15 protein-coding genes are annotated in these 16,951 nt (G+C 71.9%); all 15 read left to right on the top strand.

Annotated features, from left to right (window positions below):
• Positions 1-456: 456 nt before the first annotated feature.
• Entirely contained in the window at positions 457-2,439 is a 1,983-nt protein-coding gene (locus tag JOD54_RS25305) for an ATP-binding protein (protein WP_239573503.1), read from the top strand.
• Positions 2,440-2,456: 17 nt separating this feature from the next.
• Positions 2,457-4,052, top strand: coding sequence for an eCIS core domain-containing protein (locus JOD54_RS25310; protein WP_204453820.1), 1,596 nt, complete (start codon positions 2,457-2,459; stop codon positions 4,050-4,052).
• A gap of 110 nt (positions 4,053-4,162) precedes the next feature.
• Complete coding sequence (locus JOD54_RS25315; protein ID WP_204453822.1) at positions 4,163-5,677, top strand: phage tail sheath family protein; 1,515 nt, start codon at positions 4,163-4,165, stop codon at positions 5,675-5,677.
• A 13-nt stretch (positions 5,678-5,690) separates the two neighbouring features.
• Entirely contained in the window at positions 5,691-6,131 is a 441-nt protein-coding gene (locus JOD54_RS25320) for a phage tail protein (protein ID WP_204453824.1), read from the top strand.
• Positions 6,128-6,586, top strand: coding sequence for a phage tail assembly protein (locus tag JOD54_RS25325; protein WP_204453827.1), 459 nt, complete (start codon positions 6,128-6,130; stop codon positions 6,584-6,586). Before JOD54_RS25320 ends, JOD54_RS25325 begins: the two co-directional genes overlap by 4 nt.
• The gene (locus tag JOD54_RS25330) at positions 6,583-6,741 is read left to right on the top strand and encodes a DUF6760 family protein (RefSeq protein WP_204453829.1); all 159 of its coding nucleotides are present in this window, start codon (positions 6,583-6,585) and stop codon (positions 6,739-6,741) included. Before JOD54_RS25325 ends, JOD54_RS25330 begins: the two co-directional genes overlap by 4 nt.
• 2,309 nt (positions 6,742-9,050) lie before the next feature.
• Positions 9,051-9,530, top strand: a complete 480-nt coding sequence (locus tag JOD54_RS25335) for a hypothetical protein (RefSeq protein ID WP_204453831.1) — start codon at positions 9,051-9,053, stop codon at positions 9,528-9,530.
• Between the two features lie 11 nt (positions 9,531-9,541).
• A complete protein-coding gene (locus JOD54_RS25340; RefSeq protein ID WP_204453833.1) occupies positions 9,542-9,967 on the top strand; it encodes a phage tail protein in 426 nt (141 codons plus the stop codon).
• 24 nt (positions 9,968-9,991) lie between these two features.
• On the top strand, positions 9,992-10,711 hold the full coding sequence (locus tag JOD54_RS25345; RefSeq protein WP_204453835.1) for a CIS tube protein: 720 nt from the start codon (positions 9,992-9,994) through the stop codon (positions 10,709-10,711).
• On the top strand, positions 10,708-12,477 hold the full coding sequence (locus tag JOD54_RS25350; RefSeq protein ID WP_204453837.1) for a VgrG-related protein: 1,770 nt from the start codon (positions 10,708-10,710) through the stop codon (positions 12,475-12,477). The genes JOD54_RS25345 and JOD54_RS25350 overlap by 4 nt, the downstream gene beginning before the upstream one ends.
• Before the next feature lie 50 nt (positions 12,478-12,527).
• Positions 12,528-12,827 (top strand): PAAR domain-containing protein, encoded by a 300-nt coding sequence (locus JOD54_RS25355; RefSeq protein WP_204453839.1) that lies wholly within the window; start codon positions 12,528-12,530, stop codon positions 12,825-12,827.
• A gap of 2 nt (positions 12,828-12,829) precedes the next feature.
• Positions 12,830-13,249 carry a GPW/gp25 family protein gene (locus JOD54_RS25360; RefSeq protein WP_204456582.1) on the top strand — a complete coding sequence of 140 codons (420 nt, stop codon included), beginning with the start codon at positions 12,830-12,832 and terminating at the stop codon, positions 13,247-13,249.
• A complete protein-coding gene (locus JOD54_RS25365) occupies positions 13,249-15,192 on the top strand; it encodes a putative baseplate assembly protein (RefSeq protein WP_204453841.1) in 1,944 nt (647 codons plus the stop codon). The genes JOD54_RS25360 and JOD54_RS25365 overlap by 1 nt, the downstream gene beginning before the upstream one ends.
• Before the next feature lie 184 nt (positions 15,193-15,376).
• Positions 15,377-15,928 (top strand): phage tail protein, encoded by a 552-nt coding sequence (locus tag JOD54_RS35310; RefSeq protein ID WP_204453844.1) that lies wholly within the window; start codon positions 15,377-15,379, stop codon positions 15,926-15,928.
• Positions 15,925-16,869: an NADase-type glycan-binding domain-containing protein gene (locus JOD54_RS25375; protein WP_204453846.1), complete on the top strand. Its 945-nt coding sequence runs from the start codon at positions 15,925-15,927 to the stop codon at positions 16,867-16,869. The genes JOD54_RS35310 and JOD54_RS25375 overlap by 4 nt, the downstream gene beginning before the upstream one ends.
• Positions 16,870-16,951: the final 82 nt, after the last annotated feature.

Raw genomic sequence — 16,951 nt, forward strand, 5'->3', positions numbered from 1 at the left:
TGGCCCAACCCGAGAACCGAGCACAATCGGCCACCGGCAACAGTTCCGCGGCGCCGCGGCCCCACCCCACCCACCACAAGCGCGGTGCGCCAATCCCATGAACCCCCTCCCGGCTCACCTGTTGGCCCAACCCAAAAGCCGGATGCAGACCGCCATCTGCGACCGACGACCCGGCCACCACCACCGATGCAAGGGCACCGAGACCCCCGGCAACAGGGGCACGGCCCCACCCCACCCACCACAAGCGCGGGAGCCCCATCGCATGAACCCCCTCCCGCACCTGTTGGCCCGACTCGAGAACCGGGTCCAAGCCGCCAACCCCGCTGTCGCCTTGCGGACACCGCACCTGGACGAACCCGGCCACCACCTCCGATGCAGCGGCACCAAGGCCACAGGCGACGGATTCGCGGTGCCACGCCCCCGGCCCACCCGGCGCAAACGCGGAGGCCCGATCCGATGAACTCCGCCAACGACCCCGATATCACCTTGCGGACACCGCACCCAGACGAACCGATGAACCCCCTCCTGTCCCACCTGGCCCAACTCGAGAGCCGGATACAGACCGCCATCGGTGACCGAGCGGCCGTCGACCGCGGGTTCGCTGATCCGCGGCGGGCGCTCTACCTCACCCGAGCCGATGCGCAGCGCATCCTGGACACCCCACTGGAGCCCATGCCAACAGCCCCCCAAGTGCCGTCCGGGGGAAGGCTGGCGGAGGTCGTGCAGCGGTTCGGGCTGGACGACACAGACCTTGGCCTTCTGGTCGTGGCGATGGCGCCGGATATCGATGCGCGGTTCGAGCAGCTCTACGGGTACCTCAACGACGACATCACGCGGCGGCGGCCGACGGTGGGGCTGGCGTTGCGGTTGTGCGGGTTGCCGCAGGCCGGGGTGGGGCGGTTTCGGCTGGGGCCGTTGGTGGCGAGCGGGTTGGTGGAGATCGGGGACGCCGGGGCGGCGGCGTTGTCGCGGACGTTGCGGGTGCCTGATCGGGTCGTCGGGCACCTGCTTGGTTACGACAGCCCGGATCCGGCGCTGAACTGCCGGGTGCACACCGGCCAGCAGGCGTCCGGTTGGTTCGCCGAGCGGGTGCGGGCCGCGACCGCGACTGGGCCGGTCCACCTCCAGGACACCACCGGGGAAGCGCACCGCACAGCGATCGAGGCGTTGGGCACGGCTGTCGTCGTGGAGCCTGGCGAGCTGAGCGAATCGACGGTCACCGCGTTGCTGCGGGAAGCGCGGCTGCGGGGCGCGGGCATCGTCATGGGCCTGCCGGAGACGGCCCCCGAGGGGCTTCGGGAGCTGCTCGCCCGCGCTGACGTGCCGGTTGTCCTGCACAGCGCGCTCACCTGGGACGCGAACTGGTCGACCCGCACAGTCCTGTCCCTGACGACCTCGGGCGATTCGCCGAGCACGTGGGCGGAGGCGATCGAGACCGCCACCGGCTCACCCGCCGCAGCCGACGTGGTGGCCGCGGCAGGCGCCTACCGGGTCGGCAGGGCCCAGGTGGAGCGGATCGTGGCGGTCGCGGCCCGGCACGCCGCGCTCGACGGGAGTCCACTGGGGACAGAGCACCTGCGGGCGGGGGTCCGGGCGGCCAACGGCTCCGGGCTGCGCAGGCTCGCCCGCCGGATCACCCCGTCCGTGGGCTGGGACGACCTCGTGCTCCCGGACAGCACCCGCGCGCAACTGGTCGAACTCGCCCGGCGGGCGCGGCTGCGCGACCGGGTCCTCGGCGAATGGCGGATGCGCCCCGGCGGCGGTCGCGGCCACGGTGTCGTCGCGCTGTTCGCGGGCGAGTCGGGCACCGGCAAGACGATGTCCGCCGAGGTCGTGGCCGCCGCCATCGGCATGGACCTGTACGTGGTCAACCTGGCCACGGTGGTCGACAAGTACCTCGGCGAGACGGAGAAGAACCTGGAGCGGATCTTCACCGAGGCCGAGCGGGTCCAGGGCGTCCTGCTCTTCGACGAGGCCGACGCCGTGTTCGGCAAGCGGTCCAAGATCTCCGACGCCAGGGACCGCTACGCCAACCTGGAGTCGGCGTACCTGTTGTCCCGGCTGGAGTCCTTCGGCGGCGTCGCGGTGCTCACCACCAACCTGCGGTCCAATGTGGACGACGCCTTCACCAGGCGGCTGGACGTGATCGCGGAGTTCGCGATGCCCGACGCCGCGCAGCGCGCCGCGCTGTGGGACCGCTGCCTGGGCACGGCCATGCCCAGGGACGACGACATCGACCTGCGCGGGTGCGCGGCGCGGTTCGAGCTGGCGGGCGGGTCGATCCGGGCCTGCGCGATCAGCGCCGCCTACGCCGCCGCCGCCGAAGACCGGCCGGTGGCGATGACCGATCTCGTCGACGCCGTGCGGCTGGAGTACCGCAAGCTCGGCAGGCTCGTGGTCGACGACGAGTTCGACGCCCCGATCGCGCGATCCGCTTGACCGGCAGAGGAGGCACCATGCACGACCACGAGCACGACCGGCCCGAGCGGCGGGCGGCACCGCGCCGCGCGGCCCAACCCGACGAGACCGGACCAGCGGCGCGAACAACGCGACAGCTGCAACGGTCGATGGGCAACGCCGCTGTGGCGCGACTGCTGTCAGAGTCCGAAGAGGACACAGCAGAGCCCAACACCGTGCACGACGTGCTCGGCGGCTCCGGCCGCCCGCTCGACGCCGGGAAGCGCGCCGACATGGAATCCCGGCTAGGCGCCGACTTCTCCTCCGTCCGCGTGCACAACGACACCGCCGCCGCCCGCTCGGCCGACGAGATCGGGGCCCGCGCCTACACCTCCGGCGAACACGTCGTCCTCGGCCGGGGCGGGTCGGACGACCACACCCTCGCGCACGAGCTGTGGCACGTGGTGCAGCAGCGCGAAGGGCCGGTCTCGGCGACCGACACCGGCACCGGCGTTGCCCTCAGCGACCCTGGCGACCGGTTCGAACGGGCAGCCGAAGCGGTCGCCACCCAGGCCATGTCCGGCCCTGCGCCCGAGCACTCGGACCACTCAGGCCACGACCACGCAGGCCACGATCACGCAGCGCACGGACAGGCGGCCGCCGGACCGGTGCAGCGGTCACCGCGCGACTGGCGGCACTCCGACTCCGTCCGCGACGCGCTCACCACCGAGGCGGGCATGGGCCTGCGCTCTTACTGGCCGCCGATCGTCCAGGCCGTGCGCCTGTACATCTCCATCCTCGACGACACCCAGGTCGACCAGCGCGCCCAGGTCCTGGACCGGCTCGACGCCACCCTCAACGCCTGGGAGGACAACCAGGGTGCGGCGACCACCATCAACCTCACCGGTCAGGCCCGCAACAAACGCGCCATCGTCGCCGCGCTGCGGCAGCTGATCACCACGGAGCGCAGCGAGATCCGCACTCTGCGGCAGGGCCCGGTCGCCGCGCCGACCCCCGCCGCGCCGATCCCGATGGCCGTACCCATGGCCATCGGGGGCGCCTCCCGGCAGCCGCAAGGTGAGGAGTCCGAGGACAGCAGCCCCGAGACCCAGGTGCCGCTGTCCACCCTGCGCGGCCGGTTCCAGTCGGCGGGCGCGCTGCCCACCGGCATCGACATCCACCTGCACATGACCAGCGGGCGCAACATCCCCGGCATCCACGACCAGGGCGTGCGGCCCGGCGCCGGGCGGGGCATCGGACTGCCCGACACCGAAGGCGAGCCCGACAACAACTTCATCTACCTGCTGTCCAGCTCCCCCAACGCCAAGACGTTCGTCGGTCAGGAATCCGGCGGCCGCGCGGTCGGTGTGATCAGCTCCGGCGTCGCGTACGGACCGGACAGCAACTACGACGGCGGCGCCTACCAGCACCACGGCGCCGCCCCACCGGCCAGGGGCGCGGCCCAGGGCGACGGCCCGTTCTCGTTCACCCTGCCCGCCACGCCGAGGACCAGGGCGGGCCTGCGCGACTTCGTCAACGGGCACCTCGACAACGGGCAGCAGCCGATGTCGGAGAACGAGGCCGTGCAACGCGTGCTCGCCGCGCTGTGGAACGAGTTCGGCCTGCTCGTGGCCAGGGATCTCTCCCGCACCTGACCGCGAGGGCAGACGCTGTGCCCCGCGCGGGAGTCCGGCGGACCTGCCGCACCACCCGGCACCCGCGCCACTGTTGTTCCCAGGCACCAGATCCGAGATGAGGAGCGACCATGCCGCAGTACCTCTCCCCAGGCGTGTACGTGGAGGAGGTCCAGTCCGGTGCGCGACCGATCGAGGGCGTCGGCACCGCGGTCGCCGCCTTCGTCGGTTTCGCCGAGCGGGGCCCCTTCCACCGGCCAACCCTGGTGACGAGCTGGAACCAGTACGCGCAGCTGTTCGGCGGCTTCGCCGAGGGCGCCTACCTCCCGCACGCCGTCTACGGCTACTTCACCAACGGCGGCGGCTCGGCCTACGTCGTGCGCGTCGGCGGGCCCGCCCCCGACGCCGTGCCGCCCGCGCCGATCCCGGTCACCCTCGGTGGTCTGCTCGTGGCGCCCAAGGCCGACGCCGGGCCCGACATCTCGGTCGAGATCGTCGACGCCGACGGGGAGAACCCGCCGGAGGACCGGTTCAAGCTGCTGGTGCGCCAGGGCACCAGGGTCGCCGAGACCTACGACGTGTCGACCCGCAAGAACGTCAAGAACTACGTCGTCACCCAGGTCGGCGAGCGGTCCAAGCTGATCACCGTCACCGAGCAGCCGGGCACCTCGCTGAGCAAGCCCGACCGGCAGTCGATCACCCTGGCCGCGCCGGACAAGCCCGCGGAGTCGACCGCTGTCGACGCTGGCGAGTACATCGGCGACGCCGAGGCGCGCACCGGGTTCGGCGGCCTGGAGTCGATCGACGAGGTCACCATGGTGGCCGTGCCCGACCTGATGGGCGCCTACCAGCGCGGCACCATCGACCTGGAGGGCGTCAAGACGGTGCAGCTCGCGGTGATCTCGCACTGCGAGCAGATGGGCGACCGGGTCGCGGTGCTCGACACCCCGCCCGGCCTGTCCGCGCAGCAGGTCCGCGGCTGGCGCCAGGAGACGGCGGGCTACGACTCCAAGCACGCCGCCCTGTACTACCCGTGGATCAAGGTGTTCGACCCCGCCGCGGGCCGCAACACCATCGTGCCGCCGTCCGGCCACATCTCGGGGGTCTGGGCGCGCAACGACGTCGAACGCGGCGTGCACAAGGCACCGGCGAACGAGGTCATCCGCGGCGCCGTCGACCTGGAGCTGTCGCTGAGCAAGGGCGAGCAGGACCTGCTCAACCCGGTCGGCGTCAACTGCGTGCGCGCCTTCCCCGGGCGCGGCATCCGGATCTGGGGCGCCCGCACCCTCTCGTCGGACCCGGCGTGGCGCTACCTCAACGTGCGCAGGCTGTTCAACTACCTGGAGGAGTCGATCCTGCTCGGCACCCAGTGGGTGGTGTTCGAGCCCAACGACGACCGGCTCTGGTCGAGCATCCGGCGCAACATCACGGCGTTCCTCACCGAGCAGTGGCGCCGGGGCGCGCTGTTCGGGCGGACCGCGGAGGAGGCGTTCTACGTCAAGTGCGACCGGGACAACAACCCCCAGGAGTCCATCGACCTCGGGCAGGTCGTGTGCGAGATCGGTGTCGCACCGGTGAAACCGGCGGAGTTCGTGGTGTTCCGGCTGGCGCAGTTCTCCGACAGCACCAGTCTCGTCAGCGAATAGGGAGGGCTAGGACATGGCAGAGGGCGACGCGCTGTCCACACACGTCTTCGGCGTGCAGTTGGGCGGGTACGAGGTCGAGTCGCTGCAGGAGGTGAGCGGCCTGGTCGTCGAGGAGGACGTCGTCGAGGTGTCCCAGGTGACCCCGCAGGGCAAACCGCTGCTGCGCAAGCAACCCGGCGCGCGCAAGGGCGGCGAGATCACGCTGACCCGCGGCTTGGACCAGTCCAGCGAGTTCACCAAGTGGCTCAAGGAGACGCTCAACAAGGGCGCGGTGGCCTCGGCGCGGCAGAACATCACCATCGAGGTCAAGGACAGCGAGGGCACCACGGTGCGCCGGATGCAGCTGATGAACGGGTGGGCCAGCAAGTGGGAGGGCCCCTCGCTCAAGGCGGGCGAGTCCACCGCCGCGGTGGAGAAGGTCACCATCACCTTCGAGGACATCGAGGTCGAATGAGGCGCCGCACGGTCAGCCTCGGTGACCTCGACGAGCTGGTCGAGGTCACCGGGAAGAAGGGCAAGGCCCGGTCGGCGGACCCGTCGGCGCACACCGAGTTCGCCTTCGAACTGCCCCGCGGCTACGTCGACCAGAACGGCGCCACCCACCGCGAGGGCCGGATGCGGCTGGCCACCGCCCGCGACGAGCTGCGGCCGCTGATCGACCTGCGGGTCAAGGAGAACCCGGCGTACCTGAGCGTGGTGCTGCTCAGCCAGGTGATCACCGAACTCGGCTCGGTGTCGGACGTGCACGCGGGCGTGGTGGAGCAGATGTACGCCACCGACATCGCGTTCCTGCAGGACTTCTACCGCCGGATCAACAGCGAGGGCCACACCAGGGCCGGCGTGGCCTGCCCCACCTGCGGCAGCACCTTCGACGTCGACCTCGCGGGTGGGCGCCTGGGGGAATCGTGACGTACGCGCCCGACCGGCTGCTCGAAGAGGTCGCGTACGTGGCCTACCACTTCCACTGGCCGCGCGGGGAAATCCTCGACCTGACCCACGCCGAGCGTTCGGGCTGGGTGCGCGAGATCAGCCGGATCAACACCAGGATCAACGAAGGGGGGTGAGCGGGGTGTCCATCTGGGACCGTTTCCGCAGGCCCCAGCCCAAGACCACCCGCCCCGCGTGGGACGGCGGCTGGCGGGCGGTCGCCCCGCTCACCCCGGTGTCGACCCGAGACGACATCGCGGTCTCGGACGGCCTGGCCTTCAGATCAACCCTCTCGTCCTGGCACGACCCGTCCCAGGTGGGCGAAATGGCGCACTCGGTATCGGCATCGGCCCCCTCGGGTGTGGTGCACGGGGTCGTCCGGCCACCACGACCGGAAACCACCGCCCCCGGCCCACTCCTGCGCGCCACACCAACGGAACCTGCGGTACAGCGGGCACCCACCATTGCCACTCACCGCCCAGGAACCAGCGACGCCTCCCAGCGCACCAACCCACAGCTCGCCTCGACCGGGACCGTGGTTCACCAGTCATCGGCACTCGGCACCTCCGCAGACCACTCGCGGAGCCCAGCACTCCCGCGCACCTCAGACACCGACGAGTCCCACACCGCCTCCCCGCCAAACGCCACGCTCCTCCAGCCGCCCACACCCACCTCGGCTATCGACACCCCAGCGCCCAACGCGGCACCCGCCACGAAACCGGCGCCCAAGCGCACCCTGGCTCAACGCCGTACCGCTCCGGCTGCCACACCCCCGGCCGCCACCGCTCCACACACCACCACGTCCCCGCTCACCCCACCTCCGACCGCCGTCGCGGCGTTCAAGCCTCCCAACGCCGTCCCTTCCCCGGCGGCCACTCCCCTTCCCCCGGCCACAACCCCACCTCCGGCCACCACGGCCACCGCCCCCACGGCCACAGCTGCTTCGTCGGTAGCCACCCCGCCTACGGCACCCCCATTCACCACCCCCACTTCCCCGGCCACCACCAGTCGCGCCGCCACTAGGCCGATCACCGGCGGCCTGGCCGCTCCCGCTCCCTCGACAGCGACCCCAGCCGCCGCCACCCCGGCGACTGCCGTGGCTCGGGCCACCGCCCCGTCCCCCACTCCCCTCGCCGCCCCTCCATCCGCCGCGCTCCCAATCACCACCCCGCCGCTGGGTGCCACCCCTGCACTCACCACCCCCACCGCTTCTCTAGCCACACCTACGACCGCCACCCCGGCGGCCGCCGTAGCTCGGGCCACTGCCCCCACCCCCCTCACCGCCCCTCCGTCCGCCATGCCCCGCACCACCCCCACCGCTTCTCCAGTCAGCCCCCCGACCGCCACCCGGACCACCGCGCCCAACGTCACCCCACGGCCAGCTGGCACCACTTCCCCGGCTACTCCCGCAAGCACCATCCCGGCCCGGACCACTACGCCAGCCCCCGCCACCCGGGCCACGCCCCCAATCACCACCCCCGCCCGGGCCACCACGCCCAAGGCCACTCCGCAGCACGCCGCCACCGCTGCACTCACCACCGCCCCCACAGCTCCTCCGGCCGCAGCACCCAACGCCACCACCGCACTCGCCACCACCCCGATCGCACCCGCGATCGCCAACCCGGCTCAAGTCGCCACCCCGCCAACCCCTGTCGCCCGGGCAACGGCCCCCGCCACTCCGGCGGTCACCACCCCCGGCCGGGTCGCCGCACCTGGCGCCACCACCGCACTCGTGACCGCCCTCGCAGCCCCGGCTTCCCAGACCACCACCCCACTGTCGGCCGCCACCGCTGCACTCATCGCCACTCCCACTGCCATCACTCCCCCCATCGCCGCCGCCTCCCCCATCACCCCTGCTCCGGCAAGCACCCCTCTGGTCGCCCACACCACTACCCCCGCACAACCTCCCACCGCCCCCGCTCCAGTCGCTCAAGCTCCGCTCATCACCAACTCCGCAGCCCCAACCACCGCTCCCGCAGCACCTCCCACCACCCCCACTCGAACCGCCACTCCTCGGCCCGCTCAAGCTCCGCTCATCACCAACTCGACAGCCCCAACCACCACGCCCACAACACCTCTCACGACCTCCGCTCAAGCCGCCACCCCTCGGCCCGCCCACAGTTCGCACATCCCCAACTCCATGGCCCACACCACCCCCGCAGCTCCCCCCACCCCTGCTCAAGCCGCCACTCCTCAGCCAGCCGCGCTCGCCACCGACTCCGCAGCCCCAACCACCCCCACTCGAGCCACCACCTCTCAGCCCGCCCAAGCCCCGCTCATCACCAACTCGGCCGCCGCTCCCTCTCGACCCGCCATCGGCCCGCCCACCTCCACATCCGCACAGGCCGCCACCGCCCTGCCTGCCCCCAGCCCGCGCGCGACCCGCCCTCACCTCGGCCCCCCGCGCCCCGGACCCTCCCCGAACGCCCCGGTCCAGCGGCTCCCTGTGGCGACTCCCCTCCTCGGCGCGTCAAGCCACCCCGCCGACACCGAGGCCAGTGAGCCTCCGCCCAAGAGCTTGCTGCGGGTCCGCGTGCAGCCATTGGCGCCGCAGATCCAGCGCGCGGGTAAGCCGACTCTCGGGCGGGAGAGTCGGTTGGTCCAGCCGGTGATCCAGGCGCCTCCCAGTGCGGTTGAGCGGCCTGCGGTTGTCCAGCAGGTCAAGGCGGAGCAACCCGCGGTTCGGCGCAACCCCGTGCCGACGGCTCGTGCCTCCGCACCGGAGAAGCCGCCGCCTGCCCCAGCCAAGCCCGCGCCGGTCCAGCGTCGTTCGGTCCCGGCCAAGAAGCCCCGGGCGGACCGGACGCCCCAGCAGGACCTGGAAGAGGTGGCCCGTGGCCTCCTCGACCCGCTCTTGCGGCTGATGCGCGCTGAGTTGCGCCACGGCCGGGAGCGGGCCGGGCGCCGCAACGACCACCGCCGCTGAGAGGAAAACCCATGACCAGCACCGTTTTCGCGACCACCGTGTTCTTCCAGCTGACCATCGGCGGCAACGACCTCGGGGCGTTCCACACCTGCCAGGGGTTGGGCGCGCAGATGGAGGTCGAGCAGTTCACCGAGGGCGGCAACAACGGGTTCACCTGGCAGCTGCCCTCGCGGATCACCTGGTCGAACATCACCATGACCCGGCCGGTGACGGCGGATTCGGCGAAGGTGGTGCGCTGGCTCAACGAGGTGGTGCGCCGGGTGGAGCGCAAGAGCGGGGAGATCGTGGCGCTGGCGCCGGACGGGACGCCGATCACGCGGTGGCAGGTGCAGGGGATCGTGCCGGTGCGGTGGGCGGGGCCGTCGTTCGACCCGGCGGATTCGCAGGCCGCGGTGGAGACGCTCGAGTTCGCGCACGAGGGGCTGCTCGCCTCCTGAGGCGGGCGACGAGGAGGGGTCGAGATGGCGAAGCAGAGCCTGGCCAGGGCCCGGCTGGTGATCATGGAGCCGCCCGCGAAGGTGGGCGCGAAGCCGGGGGCGCGGCTGGCCAGCGTGCCGTTCCAGTTCAACCCCAACACCCTGGCGCTGGCCAAGAGCATCGAGTGGCGGCGCAAGCCGTCGCGGATGGCCGGGCAGGCGTCGTTGCCGGAGTTCGTGGGCAGCGGGCCGAGGACGCTGTCGGTGGAGATCTTCCTGGACTCGACCGCCACGCACGACAACTCGGTGGAGGACCGGGTGGAGAAGCTGATGGTCGCGTGCGTGCCGACCAAGCAGAGCCTGGCCCGCAAGAAGCCCGCCAGCCCGTGGGTGCGGTTCGAGTGGGGCACGGCGAAGACGACCGCGTTCGACGGTGTGCTGGCGAACCTGTCGGTCGACTACGCCCTGTTCGACGTGGACGGCAAGCCGCTGCGGGCCACCTGCGCGCTCTCGATCGAGGAGGCCGGGGTGGACACCCCGGGGCAGAACCCGACCTCGGGGTCGCCGGGGGCGCGCCGGTCGCACCGGGTGGTCGCCGGGGACAGCCTGCCGCAGTTGGCGTGGCAGGAGTACGGGGACGCGACGCTGTGGCGGCCGATCGCCGAGGCCAACGACATCGACGACCCGATGGTGCTGCCGGTCGGGCGGGAGTTGCTGCTGCCCGGGGCGGCCGAGGTGACCGGGGACCTGGAGGTGCTCGCGTGAGCAGTCGATCTTTCGCCGCCGACCCGATCGTGGCCGCGCCGGGGCCGCTGCCGCCGGTGTGGGACCGGCAGCTGGTCAGCTGCGTGGTGGACGAGAGCGTCGGCCTGCCCGACGCGGCCGTGCTGACCTACCGCGACGGCGACCACGAGTTCCTCACCGCCACGGGCATCACGATCGGCACCCCGCTGCGGGTGTCGGTGGCCACCGCGCGCGGCACCGCCCAGGAGTTGCTGTTCATCGGCGAGGTGACCGCGCTGGAACTCGACGCCGACTCGACCGGCTCGTTCACCGTGGTCCACGCGATGAGCAAGGCGCACCGGCTGTTCCGGGGCCGCAAGGTCGAGGCGTTCCGCAACATGACCGCCGCCGACATCGTGCGGAAGGTGGCCAAGGCGGCGGGTTTGACCGTGGGTCGGGTCGAGCTGTCGCCGGTCACCTACCCGCAGCTCAGCCAGGCCGGGGTGTCCGATTGGGACTTCCTCTCGCAGCTGGCTTACGACCACGGCGTTGTGCTGCAGGTCGACGACAAGGGCGTGCTGCAGCTGACGAAACCCGAGCCTGCGAGCAAAGCGCCCGCGCCGAGCACGCCAGCGTCGCGCGACCCGCTGGTGCTGCAGCACGGCGCCAACCTGATGGCCCTGCACGCGACTCTGACCAGCGCCGAGCAGGTCAGCGCGGTCGAGGTGCGGGCGTGGGACGTCAAGACGAAGAAGGCACTGGTGGCGGTGGAGCCCGCGGTGACGAGCCGGACTGTGGCACCGGGGCTGGCCCCGTCGCTGAAGTTCGGGCCCAGGGCACGGCTGCTGGTCGCCGACACCCCGTACGGGACGCAGGCGGAGACCGCTGCCGTCGCGCGCGGGGTCGCTGCCTCGACCGCTGCGGGCTTCGGGGAGATCGAGGCGGTCGCCGAGGGCAACCCCAAGCTGCGGGCCGGGGTGCCGGTGGCGCTGGGCAGCGCGGGCCCGGCCTTCACCGGCCGGTACACCGCCACCGCCGTGCGCCACGTTCTGGAGCCGGGGACCGGCTACCGCACCACGGTCACGGTCAGCGCCTCGGCCGACCGGTCGCTGTCGGGGCTGGTGGCGGGGGCGAACGCGCCCGCGCGCTCGCCGAGGATGCCTGGGTTGGCGATCGGGGTGGTCACCGACATCAAGGACCCGACCGAGCGCGGCGGGGTGCGGCTGAAGTTCCCGTGGCTCGACGACAACTACGTCACCGACTGGGTGCGGACCGTGCAGCTGGGCGGGATCCGCGGCGGTGGCGTGTTCAGCCCGGAGGTCAACGACGAGGTGCTGGTCGGGTTCGAGCAGGGCAGCCTCGACCGGCCATACGTGCTGGGCGGGCTCTACAACGGGGTGGACAAGCCGTCCCCGCACGACGTGCCGCTGGTCGACCGCAAGACCGGCAAGCTCAACCGGCGGTCTTTGGTCTCGCGCACCGGCAACCGGCTGGAACTGCTCGACGGCACCGCCCGCTCGGGGGTGCGGATCGCCAGTGGCGACAAGCGCTTGGAGGTCGTGCTGGACGAGAAGACCGGCCGGATCGACGTGCGGGTCCGCGGTCGCGGGGGCGGTCGGATCCTCAGCTCGCTGCGCCTGGACGACCGGGGCATCACCGTCGACGCCAAACGCGGCGCCTTGGTCCTCAAAGGACGGACGGTGTCGGTCGACGCCACGACGTCCGCCACGGTCACCGGCGGCACCTCGGCGTCGGTCAGCGGCGGCACGGAAGCCGTGCTCAAGGGCCTCACGGTCCGGATCAACTAGAAGCGGCGCACCAGCCGTACCCACACCGGCTCTACCGAAGGAAGAATCCGATGTTGTTCGCCGCTCGCCTGGGGGACAAGACCAGCCACGGTGGCACGGTCGGTCCGCCGCCGCCGATGGCCGCGGCCAGGGTCGCGACCGTGTTGATCGAGGGCAAGCCCGCCGCGGTCATCGGGAGCACGCACGTGTGCGTGATCCCGCCGCACATCGCGCTCGGACCGGCGAACGTGATCCAGCCGAGGCTGGGTCGGGTGCTCATCGGCGGGCTGGTGGCGGCCAGGGTCGGCGACAAGACCGCGTGCGGGGCGAACATCGTCTCCGGCGCGCTGACCGTCCGAATCGGAGGGTGAAGGTGCGCGCGGACTTCATCGGCCGCGGCTGGGGCTTCCCGATGCGGGTCGGCCCGACCGGCGGGATCGGCATGGTCGAACGCGACCAGGAGGTCGAGGAGGCCATCTGGCTGGTCCTGGGCACCGCGCCCGGGGAGCGGCCGATGCGCCCCGAGTTCGGCTGCGGCATCCACGACCACGTGTTCGCCTCGACCGACGGGGCGACCGCGGGCCACATCGCCCGCGAGGTGCGCGTCGCGCTCGACCGGTGGGAACCCAGGATCGAGGTCACGGCGGTCGACGTCGACTTCGACCCGGTCGAAGCGGGCACCCTGCACATCTCGATCCACTACACCCTGCGCGCCACCAACGACCAGCGCAACCTGGTGTTCCCCTTCTACACGATCCCCTCCGACGGCGAACCAGACGGCGAGGCGGACTGATGGCGCTGCCCGCACCCAACCTGGACGACCGCCGGTTCCAGCAGCTCGTCGACGAGGCGAAGCGGTACGTGCACAGCCGGTGTCCCGAGTGGACAGACCACAACGTCTCCGACCCCGGGGTCACGCTGATCGAAACCTTCGCGCAGATGGTCGACCAGCTCGTCTACCGGCTCAACCGGGTCCCCGAGCGCAACTACCTGGCGTTCCTCGACCTGCTCGACGTGCGCCTGTTCCCGCCGACCGCGGCCACGGCGGCGGTGACGTTCTGGTTGTCGGCGCCGCAGGAGGAGGTGGTGCTGCTGCCTACAGGGACCGAGGTGGCGACAGCGCGCGCGGAAACCACCGAGGCCGTGGTGTTCGCCACGACCGAGCCGCTGCCGATCGTGCCGTGCGAGCTGACCGCGCTGGTCACCCGCACCGCGGCGGGCGAGCACGCCGACCGCAGCAAGGACATCGCCGCCGGTCAGGACGTGCCGTGCTTCCAGGCGACCCCGGTGGTGGGCGACGCGACCCTGTTCGGGCTTTCGGCGGCGGCGCCGAGGTGCGTGGTGGTGCTGCGGCTGGACAGCCGGGTCGAGGGCATCGGCGTGGACCCGCGCCAACCGCCGCTGGTGTGGGAGGCGTGGGACGGGCACGGGTGGACCGCGTGCGAGACGGATGAGGACAGCACCGGCGGCCTCAACCGTCCCGGTGAGGTCGTGCTGCACCTACCCGCGTCGCACACGGAGTCGGTGGTGTCGAGCAGGCGGGCGGGGTGGGTGCGCTGCCGCGTGACCGAACCCGAGCACGGGCAGCCGTTCTACGCCGAGTCGCCCACGGTGCGCGTCGCCGAGGCCTTCACCATCGGCGGCACGACCATCGTCGAACACGCCGAGGCTGTGCCTGATGTGCCGCTCGGGCAGTCCCAAGGTGTTCCCGGCCAACGGTTCACGCTGCCGAGAACCCCGGTGCTGACCGACGGCGACCCCATCACGGTGCTCGTCTCCGACGGCGACGGCTGGCAGCGGTGGACCGTGGTCGACCACTTCGGCGCCTCTCAACCGGATGATCGTCACGTCACGCTCGACGCGACGCTCGGCGAAGTGCGGTTCCCGCCCGCCGTCCGCGAACCCGACGGCGGCCTGCGCCACTACGGCGCCGTGCCGCCCAAGGGTTCCGCGATCCTGGTGGAGCGGTACCGCACCGGCGGTGGCCGCGCGGGCAACGTGGCTCGCGGCTCGATCACGGTGCTGCGCAGTTCGGTGCCCTACATCTCGTCGGTGGTGAACCGGGAAGCGGCCCGAGGCGGCGTTGACGGCGAGACCGTGGCCGAGGCCAGGGAACGTGCCCCACACCAACTCCGCGTCCAGGACCGAGCCGTGACCGCGTCCGACTACGAACGCATCGCCCACCAGGCGGCGCCGTCCTTGGCCCGAGTGCGGTGCCTGCCCTCCGCCGACGAACCCGGCGCGGCCCGAATCCTCATCGTCCCCTCAGCCACCACTGGCCACGGCGAACACCTGCGGATCGAACAATTGATCCCTACCGACGAAGTACTGTCCACAGTGGCCCGAGGACTCGACTCCCGACGCCTACTGGGCACCAGAGCGATCGTCACCCCACCCCGCTACCAGGGCGTCACCGTCGTGGCCCGCTTGATCGCGGCCGACGCCGACGTCGACCGCGTGCGGATCGCCGCGCAGGATGCCTTGCACGGATACCTCAACCCGCTGACGGGCGGGGCGGAGGGTGTTGGGTGGGAGTTCGGGCGGGCGGTGCAGTACGGGGAGGTTTTCGCTGTGCTGCAGAGGGTTGCGGGGGTGGGTGTGGTGGAGGAGATCCTGCTGTTCCCGGCGAATCCGCTGACCGGGGCCCGGGGTGGGCGCGTGGAACGGGTGGAGCTCACGCCGGACGCGCTGGTGTTCTCCCACCAGCACCAGGTGACGGTGGTGGGCGCACCGTGAGCCGGGAGGCGTTGCCGAACGCCCAACTCACCACCATGGAGAGTGGGCCGGGAGTGGACACGGTGGAGGGCGCCCTGCGGTTCACCGCCAACCCAGCGACCGGGGCCCCTCGCGGTCGGATCGAACGAGCCAACCGCGCGGTCCCGTTCTCCCACCAGCACCAAGTGACCGTGGTGGGTGCGCCGTGAGCCGGGCGGCGTTGCCGCAGGTGCCCAGTACTCATCCCATCGGTGAGCTGCTCCCTGCCTTGTACGCGGCCGATGACTTCGCTCAGCGGTTCACTTCCGGGCTCGACGACGTGCTGTCCTCGGTTCTGTCCACCTTGGACAACCTGGCCGAGTACCTCGATCCGGCCCTGACCCCCGAGGACTTTCTCGTCTGGCTGTCGTCCTGGGTGGCGGAGCGGACGGACCCCAGGTGGCCGGAGGCGGTTCGGCGGGAGCTGGTGCGGCGGGCGGTGGGACTGCACAGGGACCGGGGTACGGCTGCGGGGCTGGCCAGCAGGTTGCGGTTGGCGTTGGGCGTCGGGGTGGCGATCGAGGACGGGCCCGGGGTGGCCTGGTCGGTCGAGCCGGACGCGGGGCTTCCCGGGGCGGCGCCGGAGTTGGTGGTGCGGGTGTGGCCGGATCGGGGGCCGGTGGACGGTGACCAGGTCGCCGCTGTGGTCGCGGCGCATTGCCCGTTGCACCTCACACCGCGGGTTGACGTCCTCGCTGAGCCTCCGGACTCGCGATGAGCACCCGTCCCTGCCCGGTGTGCGGGACCACCGCCAACGACACCGACGACTTCTGCGGCAACTGCGGCACCTACCTCGGGTGGTCAGCCCAACAGGCACCCAGCCCACCAGAACCCGCTGAACCAGCACCCGAACCCGCCCTGGAGGAGCCCGATCCGCCCGCGGAGGAACCCCGGTCGGTGGACACAGCGCCGGTGCTGCCCGCCAGGCCCGTAGCCCCCCGCCCCACCGCGACCGCCGTCTCCGCCGACACCGTGGACGGTCCGCCCTGCCCCCACTGCGGGACGCCGAACCCGCCCGACCGCCGGTTCTGCCGCCGCTGCGCCACTGCCCTGTCCCCCGGCGCCGCTGCTGCCACCGAAGCCAAGCGCCGCCGCTGGTCCTGGCACGGAGATCGGTCCAGGTGGTTGCGCGCCCTAGTCGCCCTGCTGGTGATCATCGCGCTGGTGGTCGTCGGCATCGTCCTGTACCCCAAGCTCGACGAGGCCATCCAGGACATCCGGGACCGCATGGCGACACCGGCGCCCATCGCACCGCGCGCCGTCACCGCGACAGCCGAACTCCCCGACCACCCCGCCAAGTCCGCCGCCGACGGCCTCTCCAACCGCTACTGGGGCACCCCCGCACCCGGCGCCAAGGCGACCTTCACCTTCGCCGAACCGTTCCGCCTGCTCTCGGTCGTGATCCACACCGGTCCCACCGCCGAGCGGGACCGCTTCGCCGAGCAGGCCCGCCCCACCGCGTTGACCCTCACCACCACCGGCTCCGACGGCTCGACCACCACCAGGTCCATCACCCTGGCCGACGAACCGGGCCCCCAGCGCACCGACCTCGGCGTCTCCGACGTCGTCGAGGTCAGCCTGGAGATCCGCGCCGCGAGCGGCCTCGGCGGCGGCAACCACATCGCCCTCGGCGAGATCGAATTCTTCCGCCGCCGGTGATCGGCGGCACTGTCCCATGAACTCCCCAAGAGATGTTCTCGAAAAGGTCTGTTTGCCGGTCGCGCATTGTTCGACAACCCGC

This window comes from Actinokineospora baliensis, assembly GCF_016907695.1.
Classification (GTDB): Bacteria; Actinomycetota; Actinomycetes; order Mycobacteriales; family Pseudonocardiaceae; genus Actinokineospora; species Actinokineospora baliensis.

Excerpts from the sequence above, each read along its gene's own strand:
- JOD54_RS25305 (WP_239573503.1), top strand. The coding sequence starts at position 457 with ATGAACTCCGCCAACGACCCCGATATCACCTTGCGGACACCGCACCCA.
- JOD54_RS25310 (WP_204453820.1), top strand. The coding sequence starts at position 2,457 with ATGCACGACCACGAGCACGACCGGCCCGAGCGGCGGGCGGCACCGCGC.
- JOD54_RS25315 (WP_204453822.1), top strand. The coding sequence starts at position 4,163 with ATGCCGCAGTACCTCTCCCCAGGCGTGTACGTGGAGGAGGTCCAGTCC.
- JOD54_RS25320 (WP_204453824.1), top strand. The coding sequence starts at position 5,691 with ATGGCAGAGGGCGACGCGCTGTCCACACACGTCTTCGGCGTGCAGTTG.
- JOD54_RS25325 (WP_204453827.1), top strand. The coding sequence starts at position 6,128 with ATGAGGCGCCGCACGGTCAGCCTCGGTGACCTCGACGAGCTGGTCGAG.
- JOD54_RS25340 (WP_204453833.1), top strand. The coding sequence starts at position 9,542 with ATGACCAGCACCGTTTTCGCGACCACCGTGTTCTTCCAGCTGACCATC.
- JOD54_RS25345 (WP_204453835.1), top strand. The coding sequence starts at position 9,992 with ATGGCGAAGCAGAGCCTGGCCAGGGCCCGGCTGGTGATCATGGAGCCG.
- JOD54_RS25355 (WP_204453839.1), top strand. The coding sequence starts at position 12,528 with ATGTTGTTCGCCGCTCGCCTGGGGGACAAGACCAGCCACGGTGGCACG.
- JOD54_RS25365 (WP_204453841.1), top strand. The coding sequence starts at position 13,249 with ATGGCGCTGCCCGCACCCAACCTGGACGACCGCCGGTTCCAGCAGCTC.
- JOD54_RS25375 (WP_204453846.1), top strand. The coding sequence starts at position 15,925 with ATGAGCACCCGTCCCTGCCCGGTGTGCGGGACCACCGCCAACGACACC.